The organism is Prevotella amnii DSM 23384 = JCM 14753 (assembly GCF_000378745.1).
Classification (GTDB): domain Bacteria; phylum Bacteroidota; class Bacteroidia; order Bacteroidales; family Bacteroidaceae; genus Prevotella; species Prevotella amnii.
In genome coordinates, this window is sequence record NZ_KB905266.1 from 43,090 (window position 1) to 58,056 (window position 14,967).

The 14,967-nt window shown below is 36.4% G+C and carries 10 protein-coding genes; 7 read left to right on the forward strand and 3 right to left on the reverse strand.

All coding sequences use genetic code 11. From position 1 onward, the window contains the following. Position 1: 1 nt before the first annotated feature. Both glmS and F596_RS0100970 read right to left on the reverse strand, forming a co-directional pair. Positions 2-1,849, reverse strand: coding sequence for a glutamine--fructose-6-phosphate transaminase (isomerizing) (gene glmS / locus F596_RS0100965; protein WP_019035513.1), 1,848 nt, complete (start codon positions 1,847-1,849; stop codon positions 2-4). Between the two features lie 23 nt (positions 1,850-1,872). Next, a complete protein-coding gene (locus tag F596_RS0100970) occupies positions 1,873-2,658 on the reverse strand; it encodes a polysaccharide biosynthesis/export family protein (RefSeq protein WP_019035514.1) in 786 nt (261 codons plus the stop codon). A 153-nt stretch (positions 2,659-2,811) separates the two neighbouring features. Here F596_RS0100970 and F596_RS0100975 point away from each other — a divergent pair, with 153 nt between their 5' ends. Continuing rightward, positions 2,812-3,849, forward strand: a complete 1,038-nt coding sequence (locus tag F596_RS0100975) for an asparaginase (protein WP_019035515.1) — start codon at positions 2,812-2,814, stop codon at positions 3,847-3,849. Positions 3,850-3,961: 112 nt separating this feature from the next. Here F596_RS0100975 and F596_RS0100980 read toward each other — a convergent pair whose 3' ends face one another. Continuing rightward, complete coding sequence (locus F596_RS0100980) at positions 3,962-6,118, reverse strand: elongation factor G (RefSeq protein ID WP_019035516.1); 2,157 nt, start codon at positions 6,116-6,118, stop codon at positions 3,962-3,964. A gap of 216 nt (positions 6,119-6,334) precedes the next feature. Between F596_RS0100980 and hemW the strand changes: the two genes are divergently transcribed. The 6 genes from hemW to F596_RS0101010 all read left to right on the forward strand — a co-directional run bounded on the left by hemW (position 6,335) and on the right by F596_RS0101010 (position 14,957). Further along, the gene (gene hemW / locus F596_RS0100985; protein ID WP_019035517.1) at positions 6,335-7,480 is read left to right on the forward strand and encodes a radical SAM family heme chaperone HemW; all 1,146 of its coding nucleotides are present in this window, start codon (positions 6,335-6,337) and stop codon (positions 7,478-7,480) included. A gap of 34 nt (positions 7,481-7,514) precedes the next feature. Further along, the gene (locus tag F596_RS0100990) at positions 7,515-7,847 is read left to right on the forward strand and encodes a positive regulator of sigma(E), RseC/MucC domain protein (RefSeq protein ID WP_019035518.1); all 333 of its coding nucleotides are present in this window, start codon (positions 7,515-7,517) and stop codon (positions 7,845-7,847) included. A 195-nt stretch (positions 7,848-8,042) separates the two neighbouring features. Continuing rightward, complete coding sequence (locus F596_RS0100995; protein WP_008448698.1) at positions 8,043-8,429, forward strand: DUF1573 domain-containing protein; 387 nt, start codon at positions 8,043-8,045, stop codon at positions 8,427-8,429. 694 nt (positions 8,430-9,123) lie between these two features. Next, positions 9,124-12,234: a SusC/RagA family TonB-linked outer membrane protein gene (locus tag F596_RS0101000; RefSeq protein WP_019035519.1), complete on the forward strand. Its 3,111-nt coding sequence runs from the start codon at positions 9,124-9,126 to the stop codon at positions 12,232-12,234. A 30-nt stretch (positions 12,235-12,264) separates the two neighbouring features. Next, positions 12,265-13,821, forward strand: a complete 1,557-nt coding sequence (locus F596_RS0101005; RefSeq protein WP_019035520.1) for a SusD/RagB family nutrient-binding outer membrane lipoprotein — start codon at positions 12,265-12,267, stop codon at positions 13,819-13,821. A gap of 35 nt (positions 13,822-13,856) precedes the next feature. After that, positions 13,857-14,957 (forward strand): glycoside hydrolase family 18, encoded by a 1,101-nt coding sequence (locus F596_RS0101010; RefSeq protein WP_019035521.1) that lies wholly within the window; start codon positions 13,857-13,859, stop codon positions 14,955-14,957. Positions 14,958-14,967: the final 10 nt, after the last annotated feature.

A 14,967-nucleotide genomic window follows, 5' to 3' on the forward strand; every position in this document is an offset into this window, starting at 1 on the left:
GTTATTCAACGGTAACCGACTTTGCTAAGTTTCTTGGCTGATCTACATCCTTTCCTTTACAGACTGCTATGTGATAAGCTAACAACTGTAAGGGTATTGTTGCCACTAAAGGCTCTAAACACTCTAAAGTATCAGGAAGCTCTATAACAGCGTCAGCTATCTTAGATATAGTAGTATCTCCTTTAGAGACCAAAGCTATAACATAACCCTGCCGCGCTTTTATTTCTTGGATATTGCTGCGAACTTTTTCATACATTACATTATGAGTAGCAATGGTAACTACAGGCATGTCAGAATCTATTAAAGCTATAGGGCCATGTTTCATTTCTGCAGCAGGATACCCCTCTGCATGAATGTATGAAATTTCCTTCAACTTCAAAGCTCCTTCTAAGGCTACAGGATAAGTAAAACCTCGCCCAAGGTAAAGAAAATTTCTTGCATAAGTGAAGATGCGTGCTAAATCAGCCACCTGATCATTTACTTTTAATACTTCTTCTATTTTTGAAGGTATATTAGATAGCTCTTCAACTATCTTTACATATTCAGTACATTTCATAGACCCTTTTATATAAGCCAATGATAGTGCAAACATTGTTAACACTGTTACCTGCCCTGTAAAAGCCTTTGTAGAGGCTACCCCTATCTCAGGGCCTACATGTATATAAGTACCGGTATCAGTTGCACGCGCTATACTTGAACCTATAGCATTACAAATGCCATATATAAAAGCTCCTTTCGACTTTGCTAATTCTACAGCTGCTAACGTATCAGCTGTTTCTCCACTTTGTGAAAGGGCTATGACAACATCATCAGAAGTAACAACAGGATTACGATAACGAAACTCACTTGCATATTCCACATCAACAGGAATTCTGCAAAATGTTTCTATAGTTTGTTTACCTATCAGACCTGCGTGCCAACTTGTACCACAAGCAACTATTATTATCCTCTTTGCACTGAGCAACTGCTCTCGATGATCTATCAAAGCACTTAAAGTAACATTATTATGCTCAATATTTATGCGACCACGCATACAGTTAGTCAAGCATGCAGGTTGCTCAAAAATCTCTTTAAGCATAAAATGTGGATAGCCACCCTTTTCTATTTGACCTAACTCTATATCTACTGTCTTAATCTCTGGTGAAAGCTTTTCATTAAGAATACTTACTACTTTTAAAGGTTCACCAAGCTTCATCACTGCTATGTTCTCATCATCAAGGTAGACAACCTTGTCGGTATACTCTATTATAGGACTGGCATCAGAACCTAAAAAGAACTCGTCTTCACCCATTCCTATTACTAAAGGACTTTGTTTGCGAGCAGCTATAATAACATCTGGATGCGATTTGTCTATAATAGCTATAGCATATGCGCCTATTACCTGACGTAAAGCTATTTGTACTGAAGTAAGAAGATCTAACTTCTTTTTTATCTGAATGTACTCTATAAGCTGTATAAGCACTTCCGTATCAGTATCTGAGCGAAACTTTACACCTTTATCTTGAAGATTGTGCTTTATCTCTGCATAATTTTCAATGATTCCATTATGAATAATAGCCAAATTTTTCGATTGGGAATAATGTGGGTGTGCATTTGTAGAAGACGGCTCGCCATGAGTAGCCCAACGAGTATGAGCAATACCTATAGAACCTGAAATATCCTTATCCTCACAAAACGCTTCAAGATCAGATACCTTTCCTTTTGTTTTAAAAACATTAAGATCATCATGACTGTTTATCAAAGCTACACCTGCACTATCATATCCTCTATATTCTAACCTTTTTAAACCCTTTATAAGGATAGGATATGCCTCGCGTTTTTTCCCTAAGTATCCTACAATACCACACATAAAATTATTCTAAATATAATTATTTATTTTAGTAAAGCTATAACCGTTGTTAGCAGACCTAAACCAAAACCCGTATATGTCATCCATTCCTTTGATGTAGGACCTTGGTTAGACCCCTTAGCCTTAGCCTTATTTGGCTCTACATAAACAATATCATTTTGCTGAAGATAATAATAAGGAGAGTTTATAATATTAGCATCATTCAAATTTAAACGTACTACATGCTTTTCACCAGTAGCGTCTTCGCGAATAAGCATAATATTATCGCGCTTGCCATATAATGTTAAATCGCCAGCTTGAGCCAATGCTTCCATTATATTTATCTTTTCTGTTGCAACAGGAATAACACCCGGACTACCAACTTCTCCTGTTACTGTAACATGATAGCTTGCCATCATTACCGTAACTACAGGATTCTCTGTACGAGCTAAATAAGGCTGTATCTTGCTTTTAAGAAGATCTTCACACTCCGTCTTGGTGAGCCCTGAAACATGTACTTTACCTATAATAGGAAAATTAATAAAGCCTTCATTACTTACCAAATAAGAACCCTTATTAGAAGAAGAGCTTAAACTACCCGTACCCTGCTGTCCACTTATATTAAAAGGAGCTGAAGCCGCAGGATTTATAGTAAATACTCCTATAGATAATAAGTCTTTTGGCATTATCTTTGCATCATAAAGACCTCTTGATGGTGTCAAACTTATAGAATCTATATTAGTTAAATATATTACACCTTTACTCGATCCGCAACTATACATAATTGCAATAACAGCAACAATTACTAAAGTATAAATAATTTTTTTCATATTAATAGTAGTACAAAATCTAATATCAAATCATAATTCGTTGCAAAAATACTATTAATTTTCCATAACCACAAGCTAACAAAGTACTTTTATACTTCTCATCATGTTATTATAGAATAAATTATTACTTTTGCAGAAACAAACTATAAGATTATGCAAAGGACAAATAAAGTATTACTAATCTACACTGGTGGAACGATAGGAATGGGAATGAACCCAAAAACTGGAGCTTTAGAGCCACTTGACTTTAACCATCTGGTAGAAAACTTACCTGAATTTGAGCAAATATCTACTGACATTGATACCTATCAATTTGTCCCCGTCATAGACTCTTCTGATATGAATCCTGCTTTTTGGGGGAAATTGGTAAGTATTATTGCTACAAAATATGAAAAGTATGATGGCTTTGTTATCTTACATGGTACAGACACAATGTCATACACAGCATCTGCACTTTCATATATGTTTGAAAATCTTACTAAACCTATCATTCTAACAGGCTCACAATTGCCTATAGGACAATTAAGAACTGATGGAAAAGAAAACCTCATGACAAGTATAGAGCTTGCATCTTCTTATTATCCTAATGGCAGGCCTATAGTGCCAGAGGTAGCTATATATTTTAGCGGGCATCTTCTTCGTGGCAACAGATCTACCAAGCAAAATGCTGAAGAATTTAATGCTTTCAATTCTTTTAATTATCCACACCTATGTGAAGCAGGAGTAAAATTTAAATTCAACACACATAATATTCTTACCCCTGATTACGACTTACCTATGTCGCCACATACCACATTAGATAATAATGTTATTATTCTGTCTTTATTCCCTGGTATAAAAGAAGGTATTTTCGATCATATTCTTGACTTACCTTGCCTTCATGGTATAGTAATGAGATCTTATGGAAGTGGTAATGCTCCACAACAACCATGGTTAATAAAACTTTTAAAAAAAGCTACAGCAAGAGGCGTTACTATAGTTAACATCAGTCAATGTATTAGCGGACAGGTAGAGATGAGTCGTTATGATACTGGCTATCAGCTAAAAGATGCAGGCGTAATAAGTGGTTATGATAGTACTGTGGAAGCAGCTTTGACAAAACTAATGTTTTTATATGCAACATGTACCGATACAGAAACAATAAGAGCATATATGAACAAGTCGATAGCAGGAGAAATTACTATACCTTAACTTTAAGAATAAAATATTCTTTTCCATTTTTATATAAGGGTTGGATTACCATTAAAAGAATCCAACCCTTTTTATAATTATTTTTTAAGTTATAATATTAATGATATTTGTCTTATTCTTCCGACTCTTCTTTTGCATGAGCTGAAATTAAACGTTCCTGAATGTCATTAGGAACAAGCTCGTAACTGGAGAATTTTGTAATAAAACTTGCACGCCCTCCTGTAATAGAACTTAACGTGGTGCTATAAGAAGACAACTCCTTTAAAGGTATCTTTGCTTGCAATTTCTGATAGCCAGCCTCCGAATCCATTCCCATAATGAGAGCACGGCGACTTTGAAGATCGCTCATAACATCACCAAGATAATCGTCAGGAACAAACACTTCTAAATCGTTTATAGGCTCTAAGATCTTAGGTCCTGCACATTTAAAGGCATCTGAAAAGGCATGTTTAGCAGCTAATGTAAATGAAAGCTCATTAGAATCAACTGGGTGCATCTTGCCATCATATACTACAACGCGAACATCGCGCGCATAGCTACCTGTTAAAGGACCTTTTTCCATACAGTCCATAACACCTTTTAATATCGCAGGCATAAAGCGAGTATCAATAGCACCACCTACAACAGAATTGATAAAGACAAGTTTTCCTCCCCAAGGTAAAGTCTTTTCTTCTTTACTTTTTATATTAAGCTTAAACTCTTGCCCGTCAAACTTATAACCCGTTGGCTCTGGCATACCTTCAGCATAAGGCTCTATTATTAAATGAACCTCACCAAACTGCCCTGCTCCACCACTTTGCTTCTTGTGCCTATATTCAGCCTTAGCCTGCTTAGTTATCGTTTCACGATAAGGAATGCGTGGCTCCTTATAATCGACATGCAGCTTCTCATTATTTTCTAATCGCCACTTTAACGTGCGTAGATGAAATTCTCCTTGCCCATGTACTATAACCTGTCGTAGCTCCTTGCTCTGCTCTACTACCCATGTAGGATCTTCTTGATGCATCTTTACCAAAGCTGCCATAAGCTTCTCTGTGTCGGAAGAGTTTTTAGCTTCTATGGCACGAGAGTATTTAGAGTTAGGATACTTAATAAAATCGAAACGATAATCACAGCCCTTACCATTTAAGGTGTTACCTGTCTTAACATCTTTCAGCTTTACAGTACAACCTATATCTCCAGCATTTAGCTTATCTACCGCAATACGATTAGCTCCTGCACAAACATATATCTGACCTAAACGCTCTTTAGAACCACGATCAGCATTTATTAAATCGTCGCCAGCTTTAACACTTCCACTCATAACTTTAAAATAAGACACCTCGCCGATATGAGGCTCCATACCTGTTTTAAAGAAATAAATAGAGGTGGCATTAGCTGAATTAGGCTGCACTTCCTCGCCTCGTGTGTTGTGAATCTTAGGCATCTCATCTACAAAAGGTACCACGTTGCCTAAAAACTCCATAAGTCTTCTTACACCCATATCCTTACCTGCACATACACAAAAAACAGGGAAGATAGAACGTGTTACCAGCCCCTTGCGAATACCTGTACGAAGATCGTCCTCTGAAAGCTGTTCTTCTTCAAAGAATTTTTCCATTAAATGTTCATCATTCTCTGCAGCTGCTTCTACTAAGATCTTGTGCAGTTCTAATGCCTTGTCCAGCTCCTCTTTAGGAATATCATCTATAGTAGGTTCGCCACCTTCAGCCTTCCAAGTATATCTCTTCATAGTAAGCACATCAATAAGACTATTAAAATTATCTCCAGTCTCTATTGGATACTGTATTTGTACACACTTTGAGCCATAAATATCACGCATAGTAGTAATAATATTATCAAAGTTGCACTTATCAGAATCTAAGTGATTAATCAAAAATATTACGGGCTTTTTTAGCTTCTCTGTATAACGGAAGATGTTTTGCGTACCCACCTCAGGGCCATACTGCCCATTAATGAGAATAACAGCTTCGTCGGTTACGTTTAAAGCTGTTATAGCACCACCAATAAAATCGTCGCTACCCGGACAGTCTATTATATTTAGCTTCTTATTATTCCATTCTGCATGAAGTATCGTAGGAAACACAGAGTATCCATACTCCTGCTCTACAGGAAAATAATCGCTAACAGTATTTTTGCCCTCTATAGTGCCACGACGCTTAATAATAGAAGCCTCAAATAACATACTCTCGGCAAGTGTAGTCTTGCCGCTACCCGCACTGCCAACAAGAGCAATGTTTTTAATTTCGTTTGTTTGATAAATACGCATAAAAGATTGGTTTAAGTAGTTAGTAAAATGTTAAATTATCAGGTTTTATATATAAAATCTACATATTGTAAATCTAAAATATACCCGCCGTCTAAATTATACATTTTACATGAAAGAACCAAAAAATAAAAGAAATAAATAATAAAAATTTAATGCAATTTAGTAAATTTGCAAAAACACTTACTTTATTACATATTATATATAGAAAAGAAATAAATGACAGGGCTTTATATCCATATACCTTTTTGTGAGAGCAGATGTATATATTGTGGCTTCTATTCCTCACTTACACAGAATGTCAACAAGATAGAACATGGTAAAACAATAAGGCAAAGATATATTAATGCTGTATGTAAAGAAATGAGTAAGCACAAGGCAATACTAAATACTATTTATTTAGGTGGTGGCACACCATCGCAACTATCACCTGAAGAGCTTAATCAGATATTTAACCAAATAAATAAAACTTTCTTACAACAACCAGAAGTACGCCCCTCGCTGCCAAAAGAAATTACCATAGAATGTAATCCTGAAGATGTTACCCCGAATTTTGTACAGACTCTTAGCACCTTGCCTGTAAACAGAATATCTATGGGAGTGCAAACTTTTAATGATGAAAGGTTAAAATTTATTCACCGAAGGCATAGTTCTAACAAAATATTAGAAGCTGTCAGGTTGTTAAGAAATATAGGAATAAATAATATCTCTATAGATCTTATGTTTGGATTTCCTAAGCAAACGCAAGAAGAATGGATAGATGATATTAAGAAAGCTATATCTCTTAACGTAGAACATATATCGGCTTATAGCTTGATGTACGAAGAAGGTACGCCGCTTTATGCTATGCTGAAACACCATAAGATAACACAAATAGGAGAAGAACAATATAGAAATATGTACGAAGAGCTTATAGACAGGTTAGAAATAGCTGGGTACGAGCAATATGAAATAAGCAACTTTGCAAAACATGGTTTTCGCTCTCTACACAATAGCTCTTATTGGCATAATGTACCATATATTGGTGTTGGAGCTGCTGCCCACTCATATAACCTTAGATGCCGGCGCTGGAACTATGCCGACATTAATAAATATGTTAATGCCATAGAGCATGACAATCATGCTTATGAAGAGGAAATTATAGATGATAATACTCATTATAACGACTCTATCGTAACTGCTTTACGTACTAAAGAGGGACTAAATATAGATGGCTTTGATGAAAAATATAAAACATATTTCTTAACAAACGCTGCTCCATATATAGAAAATGGTAATATGGGAAAACATGATAATAACTATTTTATAACTCGAAAAGGATTATATATAAGTGATGCTATAATGACCGACCTTATTATGATATGAGATAAGAGAATACTACCTTTAAAAAATAAAGATAATGACAAGAGAAGAATTTGAAAAGCTTTGGGAAGAAAACAAAGAGCATATACGCCTAAATAGTGAAGAGTATCAGGCTGTTAAGAAGTCTTATTATAGCTGGGGTTTAATAGATTACGCCTTGCTTATTGGAGGTTTTGTAATATGCGAAACACTATTTAATAAAATAATAAAATCCATTATATTACAATATCTGCTTGCTATAATAGGAATGATAATTATCTGGGTATTATGGAGGTTTTTAAAATCGAGATTTACTAATAGCAAAACATTAGAAGATATAGATGCAGAGCTAAAAGAAAGATATAAAAAGACTTTGCATTATAGCGACTAATATAAACAGATATAATAATTTTATTATCAGTATGTTTAATAATTAAAAATAAGTAAAGGCTTAAGTCTTTAATTGCACATTTCTACTAATTAATGTAAAAATATTGCAGAGAACTAAACTTTATATATACTTTTGTATCATATTAAGAAGTAAAAGAGAGAAGTTTTATCAATCTATTAAGAAAGGAAAATAGAAATGAAGAAAATTGTCCTTATGATGCTATTTGCTGTCTTAGGTATCTCCGCAGCTATGGCACAACAAAATCAAGCTGAAATAAAGTTTGAAGAGCTTTCACATAACTTTGGAACTTTTGCTACAAGTGTTCCTATTCATAAAACCACTTTTAGGTTTACTAACGTAGGTACAGCTCCTTTAGTTATTAATCAGGTTGTTGCAAGCTGTGGTTGCACTATACCTAAATATGACAAACGCCCTATAGCTCCAGGTCAGAAAGGTACTATAGATGTTATTTATAATGGTAAAGACAGGTTCCCGGGTAAGTTTAAAAAGAGTATCACTGTACGTACCAATGGTAAAACTGAAATGGTTCGCCTTTATATAGAAGGCGTTATGAGAGACTAATATTTAAAGATTTGTTTAAGAATTACATTTTTAGGGCATAGCTTTTTTTAGCTGTGTCCTTTTTTGTAGCTAATAAAGTATAATAGCTTTAATAACTTTTTTAAAAAGATGCACGCTAAAAAAGCTAACCTAAGCTGTTATTTTAAGAAGTAATATATTATTTTTATGTTTATAAAAGGCTGCTCTTTATATGTAAAAAGATTAGGCAACAGGAGGAAAAATAAATTATTTTTGTTTTATTTTTAATTTATTTTTATGAGTAAAATAACTTAAAAATGTTTTTCGTTCCATGTTTTTTATTTATTAAGAAGTAAGGTATTAATCTTTAAAGCGTGTTGTTGTATATGCAAAAGCTCATGTTTACTCGAGCTTTAACTATCTAATGCTAAAGAGCAAGTTTGCATAAGATGAATATACTTTTATTTATTCTATACGCTCTATATATAAATAGGTAGAAGTATATGTTAGAGATTAAAAAACATTTATTTTTGTTATATTTTGAATTTTCTTTTTAATATCATTTCTACAAACAAAAAATATGTATTAAATTTGCCACTGAAATAATAACTAAAAATCTCCCATAAGAAGGAGGCTTAATTACTAAGATGGTATCAGAGGGCTGTCTTAATGAAAAAAGTAAAACGGCCTGAAATATCATAACGTAAATAATTCTATTAATAAAATTTTTATACTAATGCAAAAAGGTAAGATCCTTCCAGTTAGTGTGTTTCTATCATGTTGTAGCTTAACAGCGTTTGCAAGTAATGTTGTGGGTGTATCCAGCGTTGCTAAAGCAAATTATGTTAGTACGGTTATAAATGGTAGAGGTTCACATGTTTCAGAAAGCCTAAAGGCTCTTGGTGTTAACACTAAAGTAAAAGTTGCTGGTAGTGTAGTTGATGAGAAAGGCGATCCTATTATAGGCGCCTCTATCCGCGTGAAAGGTACTCAGACAGGTACTCAAACCGACATTGACGGTAAGTATGTTCTCCACATTCCAGCCAATTCTACGCTGATAGTTAGCTATATTGGGTATAAGACTCAGGAGATAGCTGTTAATGGTGCTACTACGCTTAACATAAAGCTTGCTCCTGAAGCAACAGCTATAGATGAGGTAGTAGTAACTGCTCTTGGTATTAAGCGTTCGGAAAAAGCTCTTTCGTACAATGTGCAGAAAGTGGGTGGTGATAAGGTTACCAATGTAAAGAGTACTAACTTTATGAACTCTCTTTCAGGAAAGGTAGCAGGTGTTAATATCAATGCTTCTTCTGCTGGTATGGGTGGTGCTACTCGTGTGGTAATGCGTGGTCCTAAGAGTATTACTAAAAGCAATCAGGCTTTATATGTAATAGATGGTGTGCCTGTTACTAACACAAGCAATGGTGCTATAGATGGTGGTTTCTATGCTTCACAGCCTGGTAGCGAGGGTATAGCAGACATCAACCCTGAAGATATCGAATCGATAAGCGTTCTTTCTGGTCCTGCTGCTGCTGCTCTATATGGTTCTGCTGCTGCTCAAGGTGTTATCATGATTACTACTAAAAAAGGTAAGAAAGGAAAGGTTAAGGTTACTATAAGTAACAGCTCTCAGTTTGCTAATCCTTTCGTAATGCCAGAGTTCCAAAACAAGTATATCAATGCTCCTGAAGATAACAGGTCATGGGGTGCTGCTACAGGTTCTCCTTATGGCAATTACGAGCCTAAAAAGTTTTTTAATACAGGTGCTAATATCCAGAACAACGTTTCTTTAACGGCTGGTACTGAAAAGAATCAGACATACCTTTCTCTTGGTACGACAAATGCTAAAGGTATAATCCCTAACAACAAGTACGACCGTTATAACTTTACATTCCGTAATACTACTTCTATGCTGAATGATAAGTTAAGCGTTGATTTCAATTTTAATTATGTTCGTGAGGTAGACCGCAACTTAATGGCTCAAGGTCAATATTTCAACCCTCTAACCTCTGTTTATCTTTTCCCACGAGGTGAGAGCTTTGATGCTATTCGCACATTTGAGCTTTACGATCCTTCGCGTGGTATACACGTTCAGAACTGGGGTTATGGTGATGCTTTAAGCATGCAGAACCCTTATTGGGTGGCTAACAGAATGGTTAGACAGAACAAGCGCAATCGTTATATGGTAAGCGGTAACGTTAAATATAAGATAACAAACTATTTAGATGTTACTGGTCGCTTACGTTGGGACGATGCTAAGACTTTCCAAGATGATAAGCGTTATGCTTCTACCACTACTTTGTTTGCTCATTCTAAATATGGCTACTATGGCTATGATAACGTAGATGACAACTCTATCTATGGAGACTTAATGCTCAACATTAACAAGACATTGGGCAATTATAGCATTGGTGCTAACATTGGTACGTCTTTCTCTCGTACAGCTTACTCTGTATCAGGATTTCAAGGAGGACTAAAGGCACCTTCTAATATCTTTACTCCTCATGCTATAGATTATGGCAAACCTACAAACGACAACCGTCCTATATATTATGGTAACAAGCATCGTATCAACTCTGTCTTTGCTAACGTAGAGCTTGGCTGGAAGAGTATGCTATATATGACGCTTACAGGTAGAAACGATTGGGACTCTGCTTTAGACAATACAGACAATCCTTCTTTCTTCTACCCTTCTGTAGGTATGTCGGCAGTAATATCACAAATGGCTAAAATGCCAGAATTTATTAACTATATGAAGGTACGTGCTTCATGGGCATCAGTAGGTTCGGCTATTTCGCCTAATATCACATCTCCTTGGCGATATGGCTATAATCCTGCTTCACAGTCGTATGCTACTGTAACTTATAAGTTCCCAAACAACTTTAAGCCAGAGCGAACAAACTCTTGGGAGGCAGGTCTTACAGCCCGATTCTTTAATAACAACCTTACATTAGACTTAACCTTATACCAGTCTAACACAATGAATCAAACCTTCTTGCGTCCTATTACAGGTGGTGAAGGTTATACTAACGAGTATGTGCAGACAGGTAATGTGCGCAATCGTGGTATAGAGCTTTCTTTAGGCTATAACCATAAGTGGGGCAACTTCACTTGGAACTCTAATGTTACTTATAGTGCTAACCAAAACAAGATTATCGACTTGCTTGAAGATCCTAAAGAAACTATCAGACAAGGTGGCTTAAAGGGTGCCGAGGTAATACTTAAAAAAGGTGGTACTATGGGAGATATCTACATGACTACCGACTTTAAGCGCGATGCCGATGGCAACATAGCTGTGCAAGACGGCAATATAGCTCAGGTTAACCTTACTAATCCTTCTTACAGAGGGTCAGTGCTTCCAAAGGGTAATATTGGTTTCTCTAACGATTTCACTTACAAAGGGTTTAATCTTGGCTTCGTTATTACAGCCCGCTTAGGAGGTATAGTAATGTCTCAAACACAGGCTATAATGGACTCTTACGGTGTTTCTAAACGCACAGAGATAGCAAGAGATAACGGAGGTATATCTGTTAATAATGGTGTTATCAGCGCACAAAACTATTATAGCATTGTAGGTGGCGACAACCCTATATGGTCTGAATATATTTATAGTGCTACAAATGCTCGCATTCAAGAGCTTCATGCTTCTTACACCTTCCCTCGTAAGTGGTTAGGTGGCGCAGAGCTAACTCTTGGTATAAACGCTAATAACCTATTAATGCTTTACAATAAAGCTCCTTTCGATCCTGAATCTACAGCCTCTACAGGAACATATTACCAAGGCTTCGACTACTTTATGCAGCCAAGTCTGCGTTCTTTAGGCTTTAATATTAAACTTCAATTCTAAAACAATCTTGTATCCTAATAAATAATTAAAATGAACAAGAATTACATAAAAAGAAGTATTGTACCATGTATAATGGCTTCTACTATGATTTATACGTTATCTTCATGCACTGAAGGCTTCCAAGAAGAGAACCGTCCGGGAGAATGTCTATCTTCAGAAGAGCTTAACAGAGATAACTATACAACCTCATCTTTTATTGTGCAAATGGAAAACGAGTCGTTCCCAGAACAGGAAAATACCTATCAGATGAATCAAGACTTAATAGGTAACACCTTAGGACGCTTTTTTACATACGCTAATAACAGTTTTGCAGAGAAAAACTTTGCTAAATTTAATGCTCCTGACGGCTGGGTAAGCTATCCTTATAAAGACTCTCAACCTAAAACAGTATCTGCTTTTAAAGCAATAGCACGCCTTACTAACAAGCAAGGGGTAATGTATGCTTTAGCTTTGATTATGCGTGCAGCTAACTTCTTACGTCTTACAGATATGTACGGACCTCTTCAGATAGGAGCAGTTAAGGACAATCCTAATGCTTATTCATCTCAAGAAGATGTATACAAATCGCTTGTAAAAGACCTTGATGAGGCTACCAGCATTATAAAACCTTTATTACTTATAAATCCTAACCTCACTGTGGCTGAAGAATATGATAAGGTGTATAAAGGCAATTGTGCTAAGTGGGAAAAATATGCTAACTCTTTAAAGCTACGTATGGCTATACGTATGCGCTTTGTAGCTCCTGATTTAGCAAAACAGATAGGCGAGAAAGCTGTACAAGATGGGGTTATTACTAAAAATGAAGACAACTGTACCATAGAATACTCACCTAACGGATTATATAAAACATCTGTAGAATGGGGTGATACACGTGCTGCTGCCGACATAGAGAGCTATATGACTGGATATAAAGATCCTCGACTTATGAAATATTTTAATGCTACTGCTACACAAGGCGCACGCCCTGTTATAGGCTGTCGTGTAGGTGCTAAGATAGGTAACAAAGCTGTGGCTGTTAAGCTATACTCTTCTGCTAACGTAACAAAAGATACTCGTGGCGTATGGCTTTCTGCTTCAGAGATGGCTTTCTGCCGCGCTGAGGGAGCATTGGCTAACTGGACAGGCATGGGAGGCTCTGTAGAGAATCTTTATAACGAAGCTATTCGCCTATCATTTGAGCAGTGGGGAGCTAAAGGTGCTGACGATTATATCAATAACAACACCTTAAAGCAAGCCGACTATGTAGATGCTGCAGGAGGCTATGGTGCTAATGCCAGTGCTGTAAGCACTATTACCATTAAATGGGACAATAACGCTACAGAAGAAGAAAAGATGGAGCGCTTAATAACACAGAAGTGGATAGCTCTTTATCCTGACGGGCAAGAAGGCTGGTGCGAGCTTCGCAGAACTGGATACCCTAAGGTGTTCCCAGTAGCACAGTCTACAGGCTCTACCCTACAGGTGCCTAACCGCATACCTTTTGCACATGATGAAATTACCCAAAACAAAAACAATTACGATAAAGCCGTAAAAATGCTTCGTGGAGGACAAGACAACTATGAAGCTAAAATGTGGTGGCAAAAATAATATATTGTGAAATTAAATAGATTGAAAATAAAAAGATGAAAAATTTATTCAAGACAATATTACTCACAGCTATAACCACTACAGCCTTTACAGCATGTAGTGATTGGACTGAGACAGAACCTAAAAACCCTACTGATCTTACAACTACTAACAGAAGTGAGGCTTATTATGCTCAGCTACGCAAATATAAAGCTACCGATCATGAGGTGTCTTTTGGGTGGTTTGGTAACTGGACAGGTAGCGGTGCGTCGTTAGAAAATTCGCTTGCAGGACTTCCAGATAGTACAGACTTCGTTTCTCTATGGGGTAACTGGAAAAATCCTTCTGCTGCCCAGCTAAAGGATCTTCGTTATGTACAAGAGAAAAAAGGAACAAAGGCTCTTATATGCTTCTTAGTGTTTGACATTGGCGACCAGATAACGCCAGAAATCCCTGAAGATAAGCGCAAGGCAGGCATGAGCTTTGAGCAGTGGAGGCATGAGTTTTGGGGCTGGAAAAATGACGAGGCTTCACAGTTAGAAGCTACAAAGAAGTATGCTAACGCTATATGCGACACCATTTATAAATATAACTACGATGGTTTCGATATAGATGCAGAGCCAGGCTTTAGTCAGCCCTTTTTTACTAGAATGGAGCTTTGGAAGAACCCAAAGGTAATGACTACCTTTGTAGAAACTTTAGCTAAACGCATAGGTCCTAAGTCGGGTACAAAGAAGATGTTAGTAGTAGATGGAGAGCCTCACGCATTCCTTGCTTCTTTAGGTAGCTATTTCGACTATTTTATCCTACAAGCATACGGTAATAGCTCTAATTCGGGATTAGATAGAAGAGTAACAGGACAAATACGGCATTTTAAAGGAACTCTTAAAGTGGAAGAGATTGCTAAAAAAATTATAGTATGTGAGAACTTTGAAAGCTATGCAAGCTCAGGTGGTGTGGCTTTTAGAGACCCTCATGGTAAAACAATGCCATCTCTATGGGGCTTTGCACAATGGGAGCCTACCTACGATGGTAAGACTTATAGAAAAGGTGGTGTAGGTACTTTCCACATGGAATATGAGTATGGACCTAAAAACTCTATTACTTACCCATATTTGCGCAAAGCTATTAATATAATGAACCCTATTATTAAATAACGATTAATAA

Coding starts and splice junctions, on each gene's coding strand:
- glmS (WP_019035513.1), bottom strand. CDS start 1,849: ATGTGTGGTATTGTAGGATACTTAGGGAAAAAACGCGAGGCATATCCT.
- F596_RS0100970 (WP_019035514.1), bottom strand. CDS start 2,658: ATGAAAAAAATTATTTATACTTTAGTAATTGTTGCTGTTATTGCAATT.
- F596_RS0100975 (WP_019035515.1), top strand. CDS start 2,812: ATGCAAAGGACAAATAAAGTATTACTAATCTACACTGGTGGAACGATA.
- F596_RS0100980 (WP_019035516.1), bottom strand. CDS start 6,118: ATGCGTATTTATCAAACAAACGAAATTAAAAACATTGCTCTTGTTGGC.
- hemW (WP_019035517.1), top strand. CDS start 6,335: ATGACAGGGCTTTATATCCATATACCTTTTTGTGAGAGCAGATGTATA.
- F596_RS0100990 (WP_019035518.1), top strand. CDS start 7,515: ATGACAAGAGAAGAATTTGAAAAGCTTTGGGAAGAAAACAAAGAGCAT.
- F596_RS0100995 (WP_008448698.1), top strand. CDS start 8,043: ATGAAGAAAATTGTCCTTATGATGCTATTTGCTGTCTTAGGTATCTCC.
- F596_RS0101000 (WP_019035519.1), top strand. CDS start 9,124: ATGCAAAAAGGTAAGATCCTTCCAGTTAGTGTGTTTCTATCATGTTGT.
- F596_RS0101005 (WP_019035520.1), top strand. CDS start 12,265: ATGAACAAGAATTACATAAAAAGAAGTATTGTACCATGTATAATGGCT.
- F596_RS0101010 (WP_019035521.1), top strand. CDS start 13,857: ATGAAAAATTTATTCAAGACAATATTACTCACAGCTATAACCACTACA.